The 16,775-nt window shown below is 60.3% G+C and carries 17 protein-coding genes; 12 read left to right on the plus strand and 5 right to left on the minus strand.

Annotated features, from left to right (window positions below; genetic code table 11):
* Positions 1–67 precede the first annotated feature (67 nt).
* From guaB to hisA, 10 genes are all read left to right on the plus strand, one after another.
* The gene (gene guaB / locus J0909_RS15750; RefSeq protein WP_207264300.1) at positions 68–1,522 is read left to right on the plus strand and encodes an IMP dehydrogenase; all 1,455 of its coding nucleotides are present in this window, start codon (positions 68–70) and stop codon (positions 1,520–1,522) included.
* Positions 1,523–1,592: 70 nt separating this feature from the next.
* The gene (gene guaA / locus J0909_RS15755) at positions 1,593–3,137 is read left to right on the plus strand and encodes a glutamine-hydrolyzing GMP synthase (RefSeq protein WP_207264302.1); all 1,545 of its coding nucleotides are present in this window, start codon (positions 1,593–1,595) and stop codon (positions 3,135–3,137) included.
* Between the two features lie 34 nt (positions 3,138–3,171).
* Positions 3,172–3,507 (plus strand): Sec-independent protein translocase protein TatB, encoded by a 336-nt coding sequence (gene tatB / locus J0909_RS15760; protein ID WP_207264303.1) that lies wholly within the window; start codon positions 3,172–3,174, stop codon positions 3,505–3,507.
* Between the two features lie 393 nt (positions 3,508–3,900).
* Entirely contained in the window at positions 3,901–4,851 is a 951-nt protein-coding gene (tatC, locus tag J0909_RS15765; protein WP_502757449.1) for a twin-arginine translocase subunit TatC, read from the plus strand.
* Positions 4,852–4,963: 112 nt separating this feature from the next.
* Positions 4,964–5,545 (plus strand): imidazoleglycerol-phosphate dehydratase HisB, encoded by a 582-nt coding sequence (hisB, locus tag J0909_RS15770; RefSeq protein ID WP_207264307.1) that lies wholly within the window; start codon positions 4,964–4,966, stop codon positions 5,543–5,545.
* Positions 5,545–6,198 carry a hypothetical protein gene (locus tag J0909_RS15775; RefSeq protein WP_207264309.1) on the plus strand — a complete coding sequence of 218 codons (654 nt, stop codon included), beginning with the start codon at positions 5,545–5,547 and terminating at the stop codon, positions 6,196–6,198. Before hisB ends, J0909_RS15775 begins: the two co-directional genes overlap by 1 nt.
* Before the next feature lie 290 nt (positions 6,199–6,488).
* Positions 6,489–7,679: a lysozyme family protein gene (locus tag J0909_RS15780; RefSeq protein WP_207264311.1), complete on the plus strand. Its 1,191-nt coding sequence runs from the start codon at positions 6,489–6,491 to the stop codon at positions 7,677–7,679.
* Complete coding sequence (locus J0909_RS18595; protein ID WP_207264313.1) at positions 7,646–7,876, plus strand: lysozyme; 231 nt, start codon at positions 7,646–7,648, stop codon at positions 7,874–7,876. The genes J0909_RS15780 and J0909_RS18595 overlap by 34 nt, the downstream gene beginning before the upstream one ends.
* Positions 7,877–7,991: 115 nt before the next feature.
* Entirely contained in the window at positions 7,992–8,294 is a 303-nt protein-coding gene (locus J0909_RS15790; protein ID WP_207264315.1) for a lysozyme inhibitor LprI family protein, read from the plus strand.
* 400 nt (positions 8,295–8,694) lie between these two features.
* The gene (hisA, locus tag J0909_RS15795) at positions 8,695–9,423 is read left to right on the plus strand and encodes a 1-(5-phosphoribosyl)-5-[(5-phosphoribosylamino)methylideneamino]imidazole-4-carboxamide isomerase (RefSeq protein WP_207264317.1); all 729 of its coding nucleotides are present in this window, start codon (positions 8,695–8,697) and stop codon (positions 9,421–9,423) included.
* 418 nt (positions 9,424–9,841) lie between these two features.
* Here the strand turns inward: hisA and J0909_RS15800 are convergent, their stop codons facing one another.
* The 5 genes from J0909_RS15800 to upp form a co-directional block, all read right to left on the minus strand.
* On the minus strand, positions 9,842–10,255 hold the full coding sequence (locus J0909_RS15800; RefSeq protein ID WP_207264319.1) for a bacteriohemerythrin: 414 nt from the start codon (positions 10,253–10,255) through the stop codon (positions 9,842–9,844).
* A 7-nt stretch (positions 10,256–10,262) separates the two neighbouring features.
* Positions 10,263–11,087, minus strand: coding sequence for a mechanosensitive ion channel family protein (locus J0909_RS15805; protein WP_207264320.1), 825 nt, complete (start codon positions 11,085–11,087; stop codon positions 10,263–10,265).
* Between the two features lie 102 nt (positions 11,088–11,189).
* A complete protein-coding gene (locus J0909_RS15810; RefSeq protein ID WP_207264322.1) occupies positions 11,190–11,948 on the minus strand; it encodes a glycosyltransferase family 2 protein in 759 nt (252 codons plus the stop codon).
* 110 nt (positions 11,949–12,058) lie between these two features.
* The gene (locus J0909_RS15815) at positions 12,059–13,429 is read right to left on the minus strand and encodes a uracil-xanthine permease family protein (RefSeq protein ID WP_207264324.1); all 1,371 of its coding nucleotides are present in this window, start codon (positions 13,427–13,429) and stop codon (positions 12,059–12,061) included.
* A gap of 96 nt (positions 13,430–13,525) precedes the next feature.
* On the minus strand, positions 13,526–14,152 hold the full coding sequence (upp, locus tag J0909_RS15820; RefSeq protein ID WP_207264326.1) for a uracil phosphoribosyltransferase: 627 nt from the start codon (positions 14,150–14,152) through the stop codon (positions 13,526–13,528).
* 170 nt (positions 14,153–14,322) lie between these two features.
* On the opposite strand from upp, the gene J0909_RS15825 reads away from it, so the two are divergent.
* Positions 14,323–16,011 (plus strand): dephospho-CoA kinase, encoded by a 1,689-nt coding sequence (locus J0909_RS15825; protein ID WP_207264328.1) that lies wholly within the window; start codon positions 14,323–14,325, stop codon positions 16,009–16,011.
* A complete protein-coding gene (locus J0909_RS15830) occupies positions 16,008–16,748 on the plus strand; it encodes a rhomboid family intramembrane serine protease (RefSeq protein ID WP_207264330.1) in 741 nt (246 codons plus the stop codon). The genes J0909_RS15825 and J0909_RS15830 overlap by 4 nt, the downstream gene beginning before the upstream one ends.
* The last annotated feature ends 27 nt before the right edge of the window (positions 16,749–16,775 follow it).

A 16,775-nucleotide genomic window follows, 5' to 3' on the forward strand; every position in this document is an offset into this window, starting at 1 on the left:
AACACTGAGGCCGGGCGCTACGCTCGGCCTCGTCATATACAGTCAACTAACGCTCTGGAGGAATGACATGAGCAAAATACTCGATAAAGCACTTACCTTTGACGACGTCCTGCTGTTGCCGGCCTATTCGAACGTTCTGCCCAACGAGGTGGACGTGTCCACCTACCTTACGCCCGAGATCAAACTGAACATTCCGCTGATCTCGGCCGCCATGGACACGGTCACCGAGGCTCGCATGGCCATTTCCATGGCCCGGCACGGCGGCGCGGGCGTCATCCACAAGAACATGTCCGTGCGCGAACAGGCCCGCGAGATCGACCGGGTCAAGAAGTCCGAGTCCGGCATGATTTCCGACCCCATCACCGTTCACCCCGACGACGACCTGGGCAAGGTTCGGGCGATCATGAGCGAGTACCGCATTTCCGGCCTGCCCGTGGTCAAGGGCGATCTCCTGGTGGGCATCATCACCAACCGCGACATCCGTTTCGCCCAGGACGACAAGTCCCCGGTCTCCGAACTGATGACCTCTCGCGATCTGATCACCGTGCCCGAGGGCATCGACAACGAGGACGCCAAGCGCAAGCTGCACCAGCACCGGATCGAAAAGCTGCTTGTGGTGGACGAGGAGAATCGCCTCAAGGGGCTGATCACCATCAAGGACATCAACAAGCACAAGAAGTATCCCGACGCGGTCAAGGACGGGCGCGGACGTCTTCTGGTGGGCGCGGCCATCGGTGTGGGCAAGGAATGCCTGACCCGGTCCGAGTCCCTGCTGCACGCCGGCGCGGACTTCCTGGTCCTCGATTCGGCCCACGGCCATTCCGAGAACATCCTCAAGTCCGTACGCGAGCTGCGCGCGGCCTATCCCCACGTTCAACTGGTCGGCGGCAACGTGGCCACATACGAGGGCGCCAAGGCGCTCATCGAGGCGGGCGTGGACACCGTCAAGGTCGGCATCGGCCCCGGCTCCATCTGCACCACTCGCGTCGTGGCCGGCGTGGGCGTGCCGCAGATCACCGCCGTCATGGAGGCCAGTCGGGCCGCCCGCGAAGCAGACAAGTGCATCATCGCGGATGGCGGCATCAAGTACTCCGGAGACGTGGTCAAAGCGCTCGCCGTGGGCGCGCATTCCTGCATGATGGGCTCGGTCCTGGCCGGCACCGAGGAGTCCCCGGGCGAGACCATCCTGTTCCAGGGCCGCACCTACAAGCAGTACCGGGGCATGGGCTCCATCGACGCCATGAAGAAGGGCAGCTCGGACCGCTACTTCCAGGAGAAATCCAAGAAGCTGGTCCCCGAGGGCATCGTCGGCCGCGTGCCCTATCGCGGCAAGGTTGGCGAATCCCTGTACCAGTTCATCGGCGGTCTGCGTTCCGGCATGGGCTACACCGGATCGGCCACCGTCGAGGACCTGTTCCAGAAGGCCAAGCTGGTCCAGATCTCCTCGGCCGGACTGCGCGAATCCCATGTCCACGACGTGACCATCACCAAGGAATCGCCGAACTACCGGGGCGACGGCTAACCGCCGTGCCCGGACGCATGAATGGTAATTCGTCTTTTCATTTCTCGCATTGTGAATTAGAGAGAAACGCATGCACGACAATAGAGTACTCATCCTTGATTTTGGCAGCCAGTTCACTCAGCTGATCGCACGTCGCGTGCGCGAGGCCGGGGTGTATTCCGAGATTCATCCCTGCAACGTCGATCCCGAGCGGGTCAAGGCATTCAAGCCCTCGGCCCTGATCCTGTCCGGCGGTCCGTCCAGCGTGTTGGAAGGCGGTTGTCCCGCACTGAACATGGAATACCTCGAAATGGGCATTCCGGTGCTGGGCATCTGCTACGGCATGCAGTTGCTGGCCCACAACCTGGGTGGCCGGGTGGTGGCCTCCACGGACCGCGAATACGGCCGGGCCCAGTTCTCCGCCCAGAACGATTGCATTCTGTTCGACGGGGTGGAGGACAAGGACGACCTGACCGTATGGATGTCCCACGGCGACCGGGTGGAGAAACTCCCCGAGGGCTTCAAGCCCATGGGCAAGAGCGACTCCATCGAGTTCGCCGCCATGGGCAACCCCGAGAAGAAGATCTACGCCCTCCAGTTCCACCCCGAGGTGGCCCACACCACTGACGGCTCCCTGATCATCCAGAACTTCCTGTTCAAGGTGGCCGGACTCAAGGCCACCTGGTCCATGGCTTCCTTCGTGGACACCACCATCGATGCCCTCAAGGAGCAGGTCGGCGACGGCAAGGTCGTGCTCGGCCTGTCCGGCGGCATCGACTCCACCGTGGCTGCGGTCATGCTGCACAAGGCCATCGGCAAGAACCTGCACTGCATCTTCGTGGACAACGGGCTGTTGCACATGGGCGAACGCGAGGAGGTCATCGGCTTCCTGGCCGAACACTTCGACCTGAATGTCAAGATGGTCGACGCCGCCGACGAGTTCCTCAACGACCTCAAGGGCGTCGAGGACCCGGAGAAGAAGCGCAAGATTATCGGCCATAAGTTCATCGAAGTCTTCGACCGCGAGGCCAAGGCCATCAAGGGCGTCGAGTTCCTCGGTCAGGGCACCCTGTACCCGGACGTCATCGAGTCCGAGTCCTTCAAGGGCCCCTCGGCCGTTATCAAGTCCCACCACAACGTGGGCGGCCTGCCCGAGACCATGAACCTCAAGCTGGTCGAACCCCTGCGTGAGCTGTTCAAGGACGAGGTGCGCCGCGCCGCCTACGAGCTCGGCCTGCCCGAGCACATCATCTGGCGCCAGCCGTTCCCCGGCCCGGGATTGTCCATCCGCGTCATCGGCGAGGTCACCGAGGAGCGTCTCCATATTCTCCGCCTGGCCGACAAGATCGTCCAGAACGAGATGATGGCCGCCGACTGGTACCGCAAGGTCTGGCAGGGCTTCGCCGTGCTGCTGCCGCTCAAGACTGTGGGCGTCATGGGCGACGGTCGGACCTACGAGAACGTCATCGCCCTGCGCATCGTCGATTCCCTGGATGCCATGACTGCGGATTGGTCCCGGCTGCCCTCGGAGCTGTTGGCCCGCATGTCCAACCGGATCATCCGCGAGGTCAAGGGCGTCAACCGCGTGGTCCTGGACATCTCCTCCAAGCCGCCGAGCACCATTGAATGGGAATAGCCCGAGTGAGTAACCCCCAGCCCCAGGTGAGCATATGTTTGGAATAGGCGGACCTGAATTATTGATTATCTGCGTGGTGGCCTTGATCGTCATCGGCCCCCAGAAGCTGCCCGATTTGTTGCGTTCCCTGGGCAAGGGCGTGGCCGAGTTCAAGCGCGTGGGCAATGAGGTCAAGTCCACCCTGGACGATGAGGTCTCCAAGGCCGAAGCCGCCGCGCGCAAGAAGGAAGTGGACGCCGAACTGGCCCGCCGCAAGGCTCAGAAGGCCAAGGAGGAGGCTGCGGCCGCCGAGTCCGCCCCCGAGGTCGAGACCTCAGGGGAGACTGCGGTTTCGGCTTCCGAGCCCGTGTCCGAAGAGAAAAAGGCCTAGGTTGGAATGAGTTCCGATAAAGACGACGTCAAGGGAACCGAAGAGCAGCCTGTTGACGAGAGCCCGGTGACGCCCGACGAGGACCCGTCCCTGATCGACGGAGAGCCGACCGAGCCCGAGGCGGAAGCCGGTGAAACTCCGGATGACGAAACCTCGGAAACCGGGGCGGTCCGGGACGTGCCCGAGCCGGATGATTCCGGTCTGTCTGAAACGGCCGACAGTCATTCCGATGACGACGGCTCCGGCGACGGCGGTTCGGACGACGGCGACGATGCGGACGATCCGGCCGACGGTACGCTTTCGGTCGTTTCCGACGAAGAACCCGAGGCCGCCGGGGAAGATGACGAAGACGACGGGGACGAAGACGAGGATGAGGAGGGCGAGGGGGCGCAGATGTCCCTGCTCGACCATCTGGCCGAACTCCGTTCGCGCCTGACCCGCGCCTTCATCGCCGTGGGCGTGGGCATGCTGGCCTGCTATTCCTTTGCCGGACAGATGTTCGACATCCTCATGCAGCCCATGGTGGATGTCTTTCAGAAGCAGGCCGCCGTGGCCGCGCCGTTGTTGACGCCGGAGTTCTACCAGCAATTCGGCGAGGTGTTCCAGAAGATGCTCGCGGCCAACGGGTTCGACCACCCCGAGCAGATGCAGATATTCATGGGCGCCCTGCAAAAGGCCCTCATGGCCGTGGCCCGGGAAGGTCATTTTCAGTATACCTACCCGGCCGAGGCCTTTTTCGCGCACATCAAGATATCCATCGTGGCGGGCCTTTTTCTGGTCAGCCCGTACGTGTTTGCCCAGATATGGGGTTTTATCGCCCCCGGCCTGTACTCCCACGAGCGCAAGTGGATGGTGCCCATGGCCCTGTTCTCCGGGCTGTTCTTCACCGGCGGCGCGTTGTTCGGCTATTTCCAGGTTTTCCCCTACGCTTTCGACTTCTTTGCCGGGTTCTCCAACGAGGGTATCCAGTTTGTTCCCAAGCTCAATGAATATCTCAGTTTCTGCTTGAAATTGTTGTTCGCTTTCGGTTTGGTCTTCGAGCTGCCCCTGTTCATCTTCTTCCTGGCCAGGCTGGGGATGGTTTCCTCCACCGGCCTGCGCAAGAAGCGCAAGTACGCCATCCTGTGCGCCTTCATCCTGTCGGCCATCCTGACGCCGCCGGATCCCTTCACCCAGTGCCTTATGGCCGGGCCCCTGATCGTTCTCTACGAGCTCGGCATCTGGGTAGCCTTCTTTTTCGGCAAGAAGGAGAAGCGCCATCTCAAGAAGCAAGCCGAGGCCGAGGCCAAGGCCCAGGCAGAGCTGGACGCCGCGGCGGACGGGAGCGGAGAAGAAGCGCCGTAACGACCACATTCGGGGCGGGCACTGCAAAAGCCGGTGTCTGCCCTGTTTATTTTTCTAGTCTTTTCCTCTATGTATGGAGATGACGCTACGTTCTACAGGAAAGGAGTGCGCCATGCGCCAGGCCACAGTGGCTCGGACCACCAAGGAAACGGACATCAAGCTGACCCTGAATCTCGACGGTGAGGGGACAGCCAATGTGGACACCGGCATCGGGTTCGCGGATCATATGCTCACCCTGTGGGCCTTCTGGGCCGGATTCGATCTGGACCTGACCTGCCGGGGCGATCTGGAGATCGACACCCACCACAGCCTCGAGGACATCGGGTTGTGCCTGGGCCAGGCCCTGGCCGAGGCGCTGGGCGACAAGCGGGGCATCAACCGCGTGGCTTCGGCCAAGGTCCCCATGGACGAGGCCCTGGCCGAAGTGGTCGTGGACCTGTCCGGCCGTCCGTACATCGTCTATGACGATGCGCTCCTGCCCGATTTCATCGCGGGCGACGAGAAGGACGTCTGGCGTGAATTTCTGAAGTCTCTGGCATACAAGGCGGGCATGAACCTGCATGTCAAATTCGAATACGGCTTAAACGGCCATCATTTGCTGGAAGCGGCCTTCAAGGCACTGGGCTTGGCACTGGCCCGGGCCGCCGCCGTGGGGCGAAAGGGGGTTTCCAGCACCAAAGGGAGTCTCGACTGATGAAACGTTCCGCTATTTTTATCGCCCCGGCATTGCTTTGTCTGGGGCTGCTCCTCATGGCGGGTTGCGGTACGACCTCCCGCACGGCCGCCGTGCCGCGTCCCGAGGGCAAGCTGGCCGTGGCCGGGTTCACCAATCCCACCTACAACTGGGAGTTGCTGGCTGGCTACCTTGAGGAAGAGGGCAAACCCGCCCCCGCAGGGACCATCGAAACCCTGAACATGGTCTTGGCCGACACCCTGCAGGCCCATCAAGTCTTCGACTACATCACCCCGGACGCCGTGAGCCAATGCGAGGATGTGGTCGTGTTCGAGGATTCCGGCAAACCCAAGGTGTCGGCGTGGAAGTACTGGCTTGGCGTGGGTAAGTGCATCCAGGCGGACTTTCTGCTCGTTCCCCAACTGACCACTTGGCGTGAGCGGGTCGGGAGCAACTCGGGCGTGGAGACGCCTGCCTCGGTGGCCATTGATTTCTATCTTATCGATGTCAAGAACGAGCGGATGATCCGTTCTCGGTACGAGGAGACCCAGCAATCCCTGTTGGAGAACCTCTACAACGCCAAAAAGTTCGCTGCCCGCGGCGGTAAGTGGGTGACCGCCACCCGCCTGGCCCAGGACGGGATCGACGAGAAACTCACGGAACTCGGATTATGATTTTGACGCGCGTAGAATAAAACGCGCTTGAGGACCAATAAAAAGTCAGCCCGCTCTCTTTGGAGAGCGGGTTTTTTTGTTACCGACAGGATAATCGGTTTCCGGTGTGGTGCCGAGCTGAAACTGGAAAGCCGGTTTACCGGCTTTTTAATGAAACCATATCAAGTCCCTTTTTTGTGCTTTTTTTATCTTTTCAGTATCCTTTTTCGCCCGTTTGTCTTCTGGACCGAAAACCGGAGTTAGGATGTTCGATTTTTGAAAATCAACACCCTGACAGGAGGAAACCGGCTATGTTGGACTTTGGAAAATCTCTCATCACCATGAATCCCGACGAGCAGAAGAAGGTGCTTGGCAACGCAACCAACGGGCAGCGCCGGGCTGCCTTGGGAATGGGCATCGGTTTCAAGAATCAACACCAGCCTCAACAGCAGCGACAGCAGAAGCGGGATGCCTACCACGATCTGGACCGGCTCAACTTCACTGTTGAAAAGGAGAACGAGGCGCACGACTTCTTCGGCAAAGGGCTTGCCGACTGGCAGAAGAACGTCACCGGCAGGGAACCGTCCAATGACGCCATCCATCTCAAGAAGCAGTTCGACGATTACGAGTCATCCATCCTCTCCACCGTGCCCAAGGGCGGCAAGCGGCATACGGCGCTGGTGGACTCGTTGTCCAGGATCAAGGAGGGCTTTTTAAAGCAAGGACATCAGTTCGCCTTGGACAAGCTCAATGAGCGTTCCCGCAATGTCCTCGACAAAGGTTTGCAGCGTATCGCCAAAGGCGCGCTCGGCGCCAAGGATGAAAATGGCGTCCAGGCCCACGATGATGCGGCTTTTGACCTCATCAACAAGTACGTCCTGTCCGAGGCCAAGTTTGATGGGAAGGATGCCGACGCCATGTACGACAAGTACTTGGGATATGCCGGTGTTAACGTAGAGAAAGCACGGGCGTCTGAGAACGAAGATGTACCGGGTGCCAAGCCGGGCTTCAAGATGGAGGATGCCGAGATGTATGCCGAGAAAGACACCGGTACTGTAGGTGATGCTGGTGGTGAGCAAAAGGCAGAGCCTAAAAAAGAGCCCAATATGAAAACAGAGGAGGATGTGGAGAAGGGCGATGGTCACAATCGGTCGGTGCCTGATAAGGATGCCGAACCGAAACGTGAAAAAGGAAAAGTTCAGACATTTGATCGATTCAAGCCTGGTGAGATGGCTTCAAGTGAAGATGTGAAAGAGCGCCTCAAAAAACGCGAGGTTTATCGCGAAAAGCCTTACGACAACGATGGAGCGAGGAATTGTACCATTGGGTATGGACATCTATTGCATCGTGGAGCCTGTACACAAGAAGACTATGACGAGTACAAGGACGGCTGGTCTAAAGAAAAGGCTCAAGAAATGTTTGAAAGTGATGTGAAAACACCGAGGAGATTGTCAAAAAACATGTCAAAGTGGATTTGTCGCAGGGAGAGTATGATGCCTTGACACATTTTGTTTTTAACGTAGGCGAATCTGGATTTAAGACATCAACTTTGCTAAAGAAACTCAACTCCGGCAACTATGAGGGGGTCCCCGATGAAATGAGGCGCTGGAACAAAGGCACTGTGAATGGTGAAAAAGTAGTAATCGATGGACTCAAAAAGCGAAGAGAGGATCAGGTTGAAATTTATAATAAAAAATAGATTTTTGCTGGGTTGGTTACTGTGTCTCGCGATCTGTCCTTTCGCCTTTGCACAACAGCAAGCAGATAATGCCTCATTATCTCATTCAGTACGAGATCCGTTATCTGATTGTAATATGGCTGAGATAGACCGACAAATGGACGCAATAATCGATAAGATCAAGGTTGAATATGCAGATGACCAGCTTTTTTTGAAAAAATTGGATGAGGCTCAATCTGCTTGGGAGGCATACAGGGAAGCCTTTCTTCTATCGGTTTATCCTGAGGAGGACGCTCGTGCCATGTATGGCAGCGTCTTTGACGCCTGTTGGTGTTTTCGATACACCGCCAAAACAGAAGAACGGATCAAAGAGCTTCAAATGTGGTTAGACAAGGTTGAAGAAGGTGACGTCTGTTCTGGCAGTGTCCGGTTCAAATGATTCCAATCAACCCAAACAAAGGGTGGGGTAAAAGCCTCACCTTTTTTTTGATCAAACCTTATTGGCTCTCCTCAATTGATTTCTTTTCCCATCCAGGATAATGCTTCGCCTAGAGATTGTATGATCTGGATTTGGGTTAGGGCATGAGCAAAATCTCTCTGGTTTGAGTTCGCGACAAGAGCTGCAACCGCAAGAATTCTTAAGCACAAAGAACGTCCAACTGCATAGAATATCCGATGCGGGTAATCTTCGATTTTTATCTGCATCCAGAATGGACTTCGACCCTGTGTGTAAATCGTACATCTGTGCCAACCTAAAGTTGGGAAAATGGTGAATAATGCATGAAAATGAGCTTAAAATATTCAATAATTTCAAATAGTTAGATATAAGGATTTGGATTATGATTCTCTTCCCCGCTGTAGATCTCAAAAATGGTGAGTGCGTCCGCCTGGCCCAGGGCAAGGAGGACGAGGTCACCGTGTTTGCTTCCGATCCCGTTGCCCAGGCGCGCTATTGGGAGGACCTCGGCGCGCGCTATCTTCACGTGGTGGACCTGGACGGGGCCTTTTCCGGCGTGCCCAGGAACTTTGAGCTGATCAAGGCCATCTGCGCGGCCATCCGCATTCCGGTTCAGTTGGGCGGGGGCATCCGCGACATCGCCACTGCCAAGAAGTACGTCGAAGCGGGCGTGCGCCGGTTGATCATCGGCACCATGGCCCTGGAGGACCCGGACCTCTTCTCCGAGCTATGCAGGGCCCTGCCAGGCCGCATAGGCGTCTCCCTGGACGCCGTGGACGGCAAGCTCAAGACCAAGGGCTGGGTCGAGGACGCGGGGCTGACCATCGACGACGTCCTGCCCCGTCTCGAAGCCGAGGGCATCGCCTTCATCGTCTACACCGACATCGCCCGCGACGGCATGCAGACCGGCGTCAACCTCGACGCCCTGGCCGCGCTCTGCGCCAAGACCTCGGTCCCGGTCATCGCGGCCGGAGGCGTCCATACCCTCGACGACATCAAGAATTTGTACCCGCTGTCCCAGAAAGGCCTGGAAGGCGCCATCTCCGGCCGGGCCATCTATGTGGGCACGCTGGACGTCAAAGAGGCAAATGCCTGGATCGACGCCCAGTAGAGTCGCGGGCTTTGTCCCGTGCGATGGAACGACAACACCCCGCTTGCGCGGGGTTTTTTTGTGTGTGGAGAGTCCAAGGCCCGTGGTCGGTATATGCCGCCCCGGGCGGCCGGATTGTCGTGATTGGCGTACGGAGTTTCCCGGTGGCCTCTGTGCCCTGATTCGTCGAGCATGGAGAAAGGCGGAATTGAAGCGGATATTCTGATCCTTTGTGCAGAGAGACAGCCGGTTCGCGAACACCCCATAACAGGGGAGGCCCTACGACTTCCCAAAAGGGCGGCATGGGGGTCTGACGCCTACATTACCGATGCGAAGTGGAGGGACAGCAACCAAAAGAATCCCCCGGGCAAACCCGGGGGATTCTTTTGGTTGCTGTTGGTGCGGGAGGCCGTTGGCGTTCCGGCGGGGACTTTGGGAATCAGAGTTCCCTGCGCCGGTACCCGGTCAGGAAGTCCCCCAGCCGTTTGTCCGGTCCCAGGATGTGGTTCACCAGCCAGTTCCGGAGAAAGGGGAGAAGCACATCCACCACCATCTCGTCTCCGGCGACAAACTGCGTGTGCAGTTCCCGGACGTTGCCGGCCAACTCGCGGTGCTGCAGCTTGTGCGCTTGGATGTTGTCATAGTCGTGTTCCTCCATGAGATTTTCCTCATGGGTGAAGTGCCAGTATGTGTAGTCGATCAGTTCGGTCAGTACTTTTTCGACGCTTTCGCGTGAAATGGAGCCGTCGGCCGGGCCATGCGCGTCATTGAAGAGTTTGATCAGCTTTTTGTGATCGTTATCTATTGCCGGAAAGCCGACACTGAGCGCATCGCACCAGGTAATACGGGGCATTTATTCGCTACTTGTCCTCTGTGTACATATGCACATCCTGCTGGGGGTAGGGGATGGAGATGCCTTCCTGGTCGAAGACGAGCTTGACCTTTTCGGTCAGGGCGAAGAACACGCCCCAATAATCGGAGGTCTTGCACCAGGGGCGAACCACGAAGTTGACCGAAGAGTCGGCCAGTTCCATGACCTGAATGACCGGCGCGGGTTCGGCCAGGATGCGAGGCTCCTCGGAGACGATGCGTTCCAGGGTCTTCTTGGCTTTGAGCAGGTCGTCGTCGTAGCCGATGCCGAAGGTCATGTCCACGCGCCGGGTGTCGTTGGCCGTGACGTTGATGATGGTTCCGCCGAGCACGGCGGAGTTGGGCACGGTGATGACCCGGTTGTCCGGGGTGGTCAACACGGTATTGAAGATGTTGATGGCCGTGACCGTGCCGGACTGGCCGCCCGCAGTGACGTAGTCGCCTTTCTTGAAGAACTTGAGCAGGATGAGCATGACGCCTGCCGCGAAGTTGGACAGGGAGTCCTTGAGGGCCAGGCCGACGGCCAGGCCTGCGGCGCCGAGTACCGCCAGGAAGCTGGTCACGTTGATGCCCGCCTGGCCGAGTGCCGCGATGACCACGGCGGCCACCAGCGCATAATAAGTGATGTTCTTCAGGAACGAGGCCAGGGTCTCGTCCACCTTGGCCTTGAGCAGGACTTTCTGGGTCCCGTTGGCCAAGGTCTTGGCGATGGCGCGTCCAATAATGAATATGAGCAGGGCCACGACGATGCGTAGGCCATATTCGGTGACGTAGCTGGCAAGGGTCTCCGTCAGTCTGGAGATGTCTAAATCCATGATTCCTCCAAAAGAATGGGATGTGATCGCGTTGGGGGAAGATTTAACACACGGCGGAAAATATCGGAACAATTTTATTCGGGGAGTGGGAAGAAATGTTGTCTACCCATCACCCCATTTCCCACACTCGTCCACGCGAATGTATTTCTGAAATGTGTAGTAGAACCCGGCCAGTGCGTTGCACAGCCCGGCTGTGCCGTCCAGGAAACCGAGCTTGAGCAGGTAGAGTTTGACAAAGCGCATCTGGGCATGGAGCAGGGCCCGGCATACGCCGCCTTTCCGGCCCTTCTCGCGCAGGGCGGCCGCGCCTTCCTCGGCATAGTAGTTGATCTTGTCCATATGCTGTCGGAAGGACTCGTACGGGTAATGGAGGATGTCGCCCAACAGCTTGTTGGTCTCACCGCGCGGGTTGAAATGGTAGTGTGCGCCTGAAGCCGTGACCTCCATCTTCCCAAGCCGGAACACGCGGAACAGATAGTCCGGATACCATCCCGAGTGCTTCATGAACCGATTGAAATAAAAGGAGCTCCGGGGCACGTAGTAGCCCGCAACGCGTTCGTTGGCCGACAGCTTTTTTTCGATGTTGCGGCGCAACTCGTCCGTCAGGAACTCGTCTTGGTCCAAGGAGACCACCCAGGTGGTGGCGACCTCGCCCAGGGCGAAGCGGAACTGGTCCACCGGCCCGGGCCAGGGCCGGACCACGACCCGCGCGCCGCAGGCCTCGGCAATCTCGCGGGTACGGTCGGAGGACTGCGAGTCCACCACCAGCAACTCGTCGCAGAAGTCGAGGGATTTGAGGCATTTTTCGAGCAGTCGCTCGCCGTTGAGGGTCAGGACCAGGCCGGTCACGGTTTCACGCATGGTTTTTCTCCTTGAACGGGCGAATCATAGCCGCTATCGGCGGCGCGGTCCATTTGAAACGGAAAGGCCCCCCCTTCGACGAAAAGGGGGGGCTTGCGGAGTCGTGTCGCTTAGAGGTCGGTGTGGTGATCCGGACCGGACGGGTTGGTCTCGTCGGGCAGGGGCTCATTGCAGTCCTTGCAGGGCAGGATCAGGTTGAGGACCACGCCGATGATGCCGGCCAGGCCGATGCCGCCGAGCTTGACCACGATCAGGTCGAAGTTCATGCCGCCGATGCCGAAGACCAGGATGATGGCCACGATGGCCAGATTGCGCGGCAGCATCAGGTCGTTGCCCGCGCGCACCAGGGTGTTGATGCCGATGACGGTGATGGCGCCGAAGAGCAGGATCATGATGCCGCCCATGACCGGCACCGGGATGGTGTTCAGGAACGCCCCGAGCTTGCCCACGAAGGCCAGGATGATGGCGGTGATGGCCGCCCAGGTCATGATCCCCGGATTGAAGGAGCGGGTCAGGGCCACGGCGCCCGAGACTTCGGAATAGGTGGTGTTCGGCGGGCCGCCCAGGAAAGCCGCCAGGGAAGTGGCCAGGCCGTCGCCGAGCAGGGTGTTCTGGATGCCGGGATCCTTGACGTAGTCCTTGCCGGAGATGCCGCCGATGGCCAGGATGTCGCCGAAGTGTTCGATGGCCGGGGCGATGGCCACGGGCACAATGAACAGGATAGCTTCCAGGTTCCAGGTGGGAAGCACGAACTTGGGTATTTCCAGGATCGGGGCCTCGCTGATCTTGGCGAAGTTGATCAGGGCCGGGGCGGTCCAGTTCTGGAGCTGGCCCGGATCGAAGACGGCCTGCTGGGCCGCGGTGAAGCCGGTCAGGTCCAGGACGAGGGAGGTCGCGTAGCCCACGGCGATGCCGAGCATGATCGGGATGAGCTTGATCCAGCCCTTGCCCAGCAGAGAGGTGAAGATGGTGGTCAGCAGGGCCACGCCCGCGATGATCATGGCCGTGGTGTTGGGCACCAGCCAGGCGCCGCCGTCGCCGGTGCGGCCCATGGCCATGTGCACGGCGGTGGGGGCCAGGATGAGGCCGATGACCATGATTACCGGTCCCGTGACCACGGGCGGCAGCACGCGGCGGAGCATACCGGAACCGTAGATGCGGATCAGAAAGCTCAGGATAACGTAGAGCAGGCCCGCGCCCACCAGGCCGCACATGGTGGACGGGATGCCCCAGGTCTGCACACCGTAGATGATCGGGGCGATGAAGGCGAAGCTGGATGCCAGGAAGACCGGGACTTTGCCTCGGGTGATGACCTGAAATAGCAGGGTGCCCGCGCCCGCCGTGAACAGGGCCACGTTCGGGTCCAGCCCGGTCAGCAGCGGCACCAGGACCAGCGCGCCGAATGCCACGAAGAGCATCTGCGCGCCGAGCAGCGCGTCCTTGGGTTTGAAATTGTACTCGGTGGAATGCACATCACTCATGTTTGCCGACTCCTCTCTCTTGGTTGCGGAGCCCCCCGACTCCAATGTTGTTCCGCTGGGCTCAAAAAAAGGCACGCTGTGCAGCGTGCCCCTTACCTACTTGGTACCGAATATCTTGTCCCCCGCGTCTCCGAGACCGGGGATGATATAACCTACGTCGTTGAGCTTTTCGTCCACCGCCGCGGTGTAGATGTCCACATCGGGGTGCTCGCTCAGGATACGGTCGATGCCCTCGGGGGCGGCGCACAGGAACAGGCCGCGAATGGACTTGCAGCCCGCTTTCTTGAGCAGCTTGATGGTCGCGTTCAGGGTGCCGCCGGTGGCCAGCATGGGGTCGAGGATGAGCGCCATGCGCTCCTCGATGTTCTTGGCCAGCTTGACGTAGTACTGGACGGGTTCGAGCGTTTCCTCGTTGCGGTAGAAGCCGACCACGGACGCCTTGGCGCCGGGAATCATGTCGAAGACGCCGTCCATCATGCCGAGGCCGGCGCGCAGGATGGGCACCACGGTGACCTTCTTGCCCTTGATGCTGTCCACCTCGACCTTGCCAGCCCAGCCCTTGATGATTCTCTTCTCGGTTTCGAAATCCTTGGTGGCTTCATAGGTCAGGAGCCGGGTGATTTCATTGGCCAGGGTCCGGAAGTGACTGGTGGAAATGTCGTGCTGACGGAGCAGACCAACCTTGTGCCGGATCAGCGGGTGGTCAACCAGGTGTAAGGCCATCTTTGCCTCTCTTTGGGTTTTGATAATATCTAAGAAAGTTTCAATTGCGCAAAATTTCTTCTTCCTAAGCTGATGCCGGAGGCCGGTCAAGAGCCAATTTTGTAAACAGTGAGTACATAAAACCAATTTGAATTTTACTTTCCAATGATTCCCGGTATATCTCTTTAATCATGACGAACGAAAAATCCGAACAGCAGTGGGAACGGACCATTTCCCTGGCCGACGCGGGCACTCGCCTGGACAAGTTCTGGGGGCGCGAACTGGCCGGGGAGGGCATTTCCCGGGGGCGGGTCAAGGGTTGGATCGAGTCCGGCCTGGCTCTGGTGGACGGCGAGGTGGAGGCCAAGGGCAACCGGAAGCTGGCCCAGGGCCAGGTGGCGGTCATCCAGGCCCTTGGGCCCGAAGCCGGTGCCGGGGCGCGGGTTGCCCCGCCCGAGCCGGTCAGGGGCGACCTTGAGGCCGTGTACGAGGACGAGCATATGCTCATGGTCGTCAAGCCCGCCGGGCTGACCGTGCACCCCGCGCCCGGCGAACCCGGCCCCACCCTGGTCAATCTCTTGATTCATCAATGGCCGGACATCGCGGCGGAGAACAGCGGCATGGATCCGCAACGGCCCGGCATCGTCCACCGGCTGGACAAGGACACCTCCGGGCTCATGGCCGTGGCCCGGACCGAGGCTGCCCGGCTGGCCTTGTCCGCGAGCTTCGCCGAACACGCGACCTTCAAGGTCTATCTGGCCCTGGTCCATGGGCGTCCCGAGCCCGCTCAAGGCGTCATCGACGCTCCCCTGGGCCGCCATCCGAATCACAAGACCCTCATGGCCGTGCTGCACAAGGGTGGGCGCGAAGCGCGCAGCGACTACCGCGTGCTCTGGACCGGCCCGCGCGGCCTGGCCTCCCTGGTTGCCGTGCGCATCCACACCGGCCGGACCCACCAGATTCGCGTGCACATGGCCCACATCGGCCATCCTCTGCTCGGGGATTCCGCCTATGGCCCGCGCGAGAACGCCGAATGGTCGCGGCGGCCCGACCGGCTGGCCGGGCTGGCTCCACGCCAGATGCTCCACGCCTTCTACCTGTCCGTGCCCCATCCCGTGACGGGCGAGCCGGTGACCCGCTGGCAGGCGCCGCCCGAGGATTTCCGCGCATTGCTTGCCGGGCTGACCCGCGAATGCCTGCGAGTGGGCATCGTGGGCATGCCGGGCGGCGGCAAATCCGCCCTGCTCGGGGCTCTGCGCGAATTGGGCCGGCCCTGTTTCTCGGCCGACGGATGCGTGGGCGAACTGTATGGTCCGGGAGGCGACGGCGCGGCCATGATCCGGCAGCGGTTCGGCGGGCAGTATACCCTGGACGACGGCAGCGTTGACAAGCCCGGACTGTTCGCGGCCATGCGCGCGTCCGAGGCCGTGCGCCGGGAGGTCATGGACATGGTTCACCCCATGGTTCGCCACTGTTGCGAGGAATTCTTCAAATGCCACCGGGACGAACCCGTGGCCTACGCCGAGGTCCCCCTGCTCCTGGAAGGGGGCTGGCACAAGACCGGCGCGGTGGACCTTGTGGCCGGGGTGCGTTGCCCCGAATCCAAGCGCACCGGGGAATTGCGCGAACTGCGCCGTCTCCCGCCCGAAACCCTGGCCGTGTTCGACTCCTGGCAATGGCCCGAGGCGGACAAGCTGGCGGCCTGCGATCTGGTGGTGGACAACGACCGGGGGCTGGCCGAACTGGCCGAGGGCGCGCGCCGCCTGGACCGGGCGGCCATGACGGCCCGGGAGCGGCGCGACCGGGAGTTCTCGGACTGGATGGGCGCGTTGTGGCCGGAATTGGCCGCCGAACTGGACGCCGCGAGGAACTCCGCGTGATTCCCATCCGCGACAATGTACCGCGCGTGACCCGGCCCTATGCCGTGGCGGTCATCATTGCGGTCAATGCCCTGGCCTTTCTCTTCGTGTTCAGCCTGCCGCCCGAGGCCCGGACCCGGGTGTTCTATCTCTTCGGGGTGGTCCCGGCGCGATTTTTCGAGCCGGACTGGGCGGTCTGGGCGGGCTATCCCGACACCCTGGGATTGCCGTTCCTGACCTACATGTTTCTGCACGGGGGCTGGCTGCACATCATCCTGAACATGTGGATGCTCTGGATATTCGGGGACAACATCGAGGACGTCACCGGGCACGGCTGGTTCGTGCTCTTCTATGTCCTCTGCGGGCTGGCCGCCGTGGCCACGCACATGGCCTTCGAGCGGACGTCGATCATGCCGGTGGTCGGGGCGTCCGGGGCCATCGCCGGGGTCATGGGCGCGTACATCGTGCTCTATCCCCACGGACGGGTCCTGACCCTGATTCCGGTCTTCTTCTTTCCCTTTTTCTTCCGCATCCCGGCGTCCCTGTTCCTGGGATTTTGGTTCGCCATGCAGATCCTTTCCGGCCTGTCTTCCACGGCCCAGAGTTCGCAGAACGTGGCCTGGTGGGCCCATGTGGGCGGTTTCCTTACCGGGATTGTGCTGATCCGCTGGTTCCGCAGGCCCGGGCACTGCCGCTACTGCTATAATCCGGGGACCAAGGACTACGACCCCGAGGAGCCGGGGCCGCCTGCCGCGTGAGGCGATGGGTGAGGGCGTTTTGCCCTG

Origin of the sequence: Desulfovibrio sp. Huiquan2017 (assembly GCF_017351175.1) — a bacterium.
Lineage (GTDB): Bacteria > Desulfobacterota > Desulfovibrionia > Desulfovibrionales > Desulfovibrionaceae > Pseudodesulfovibrio.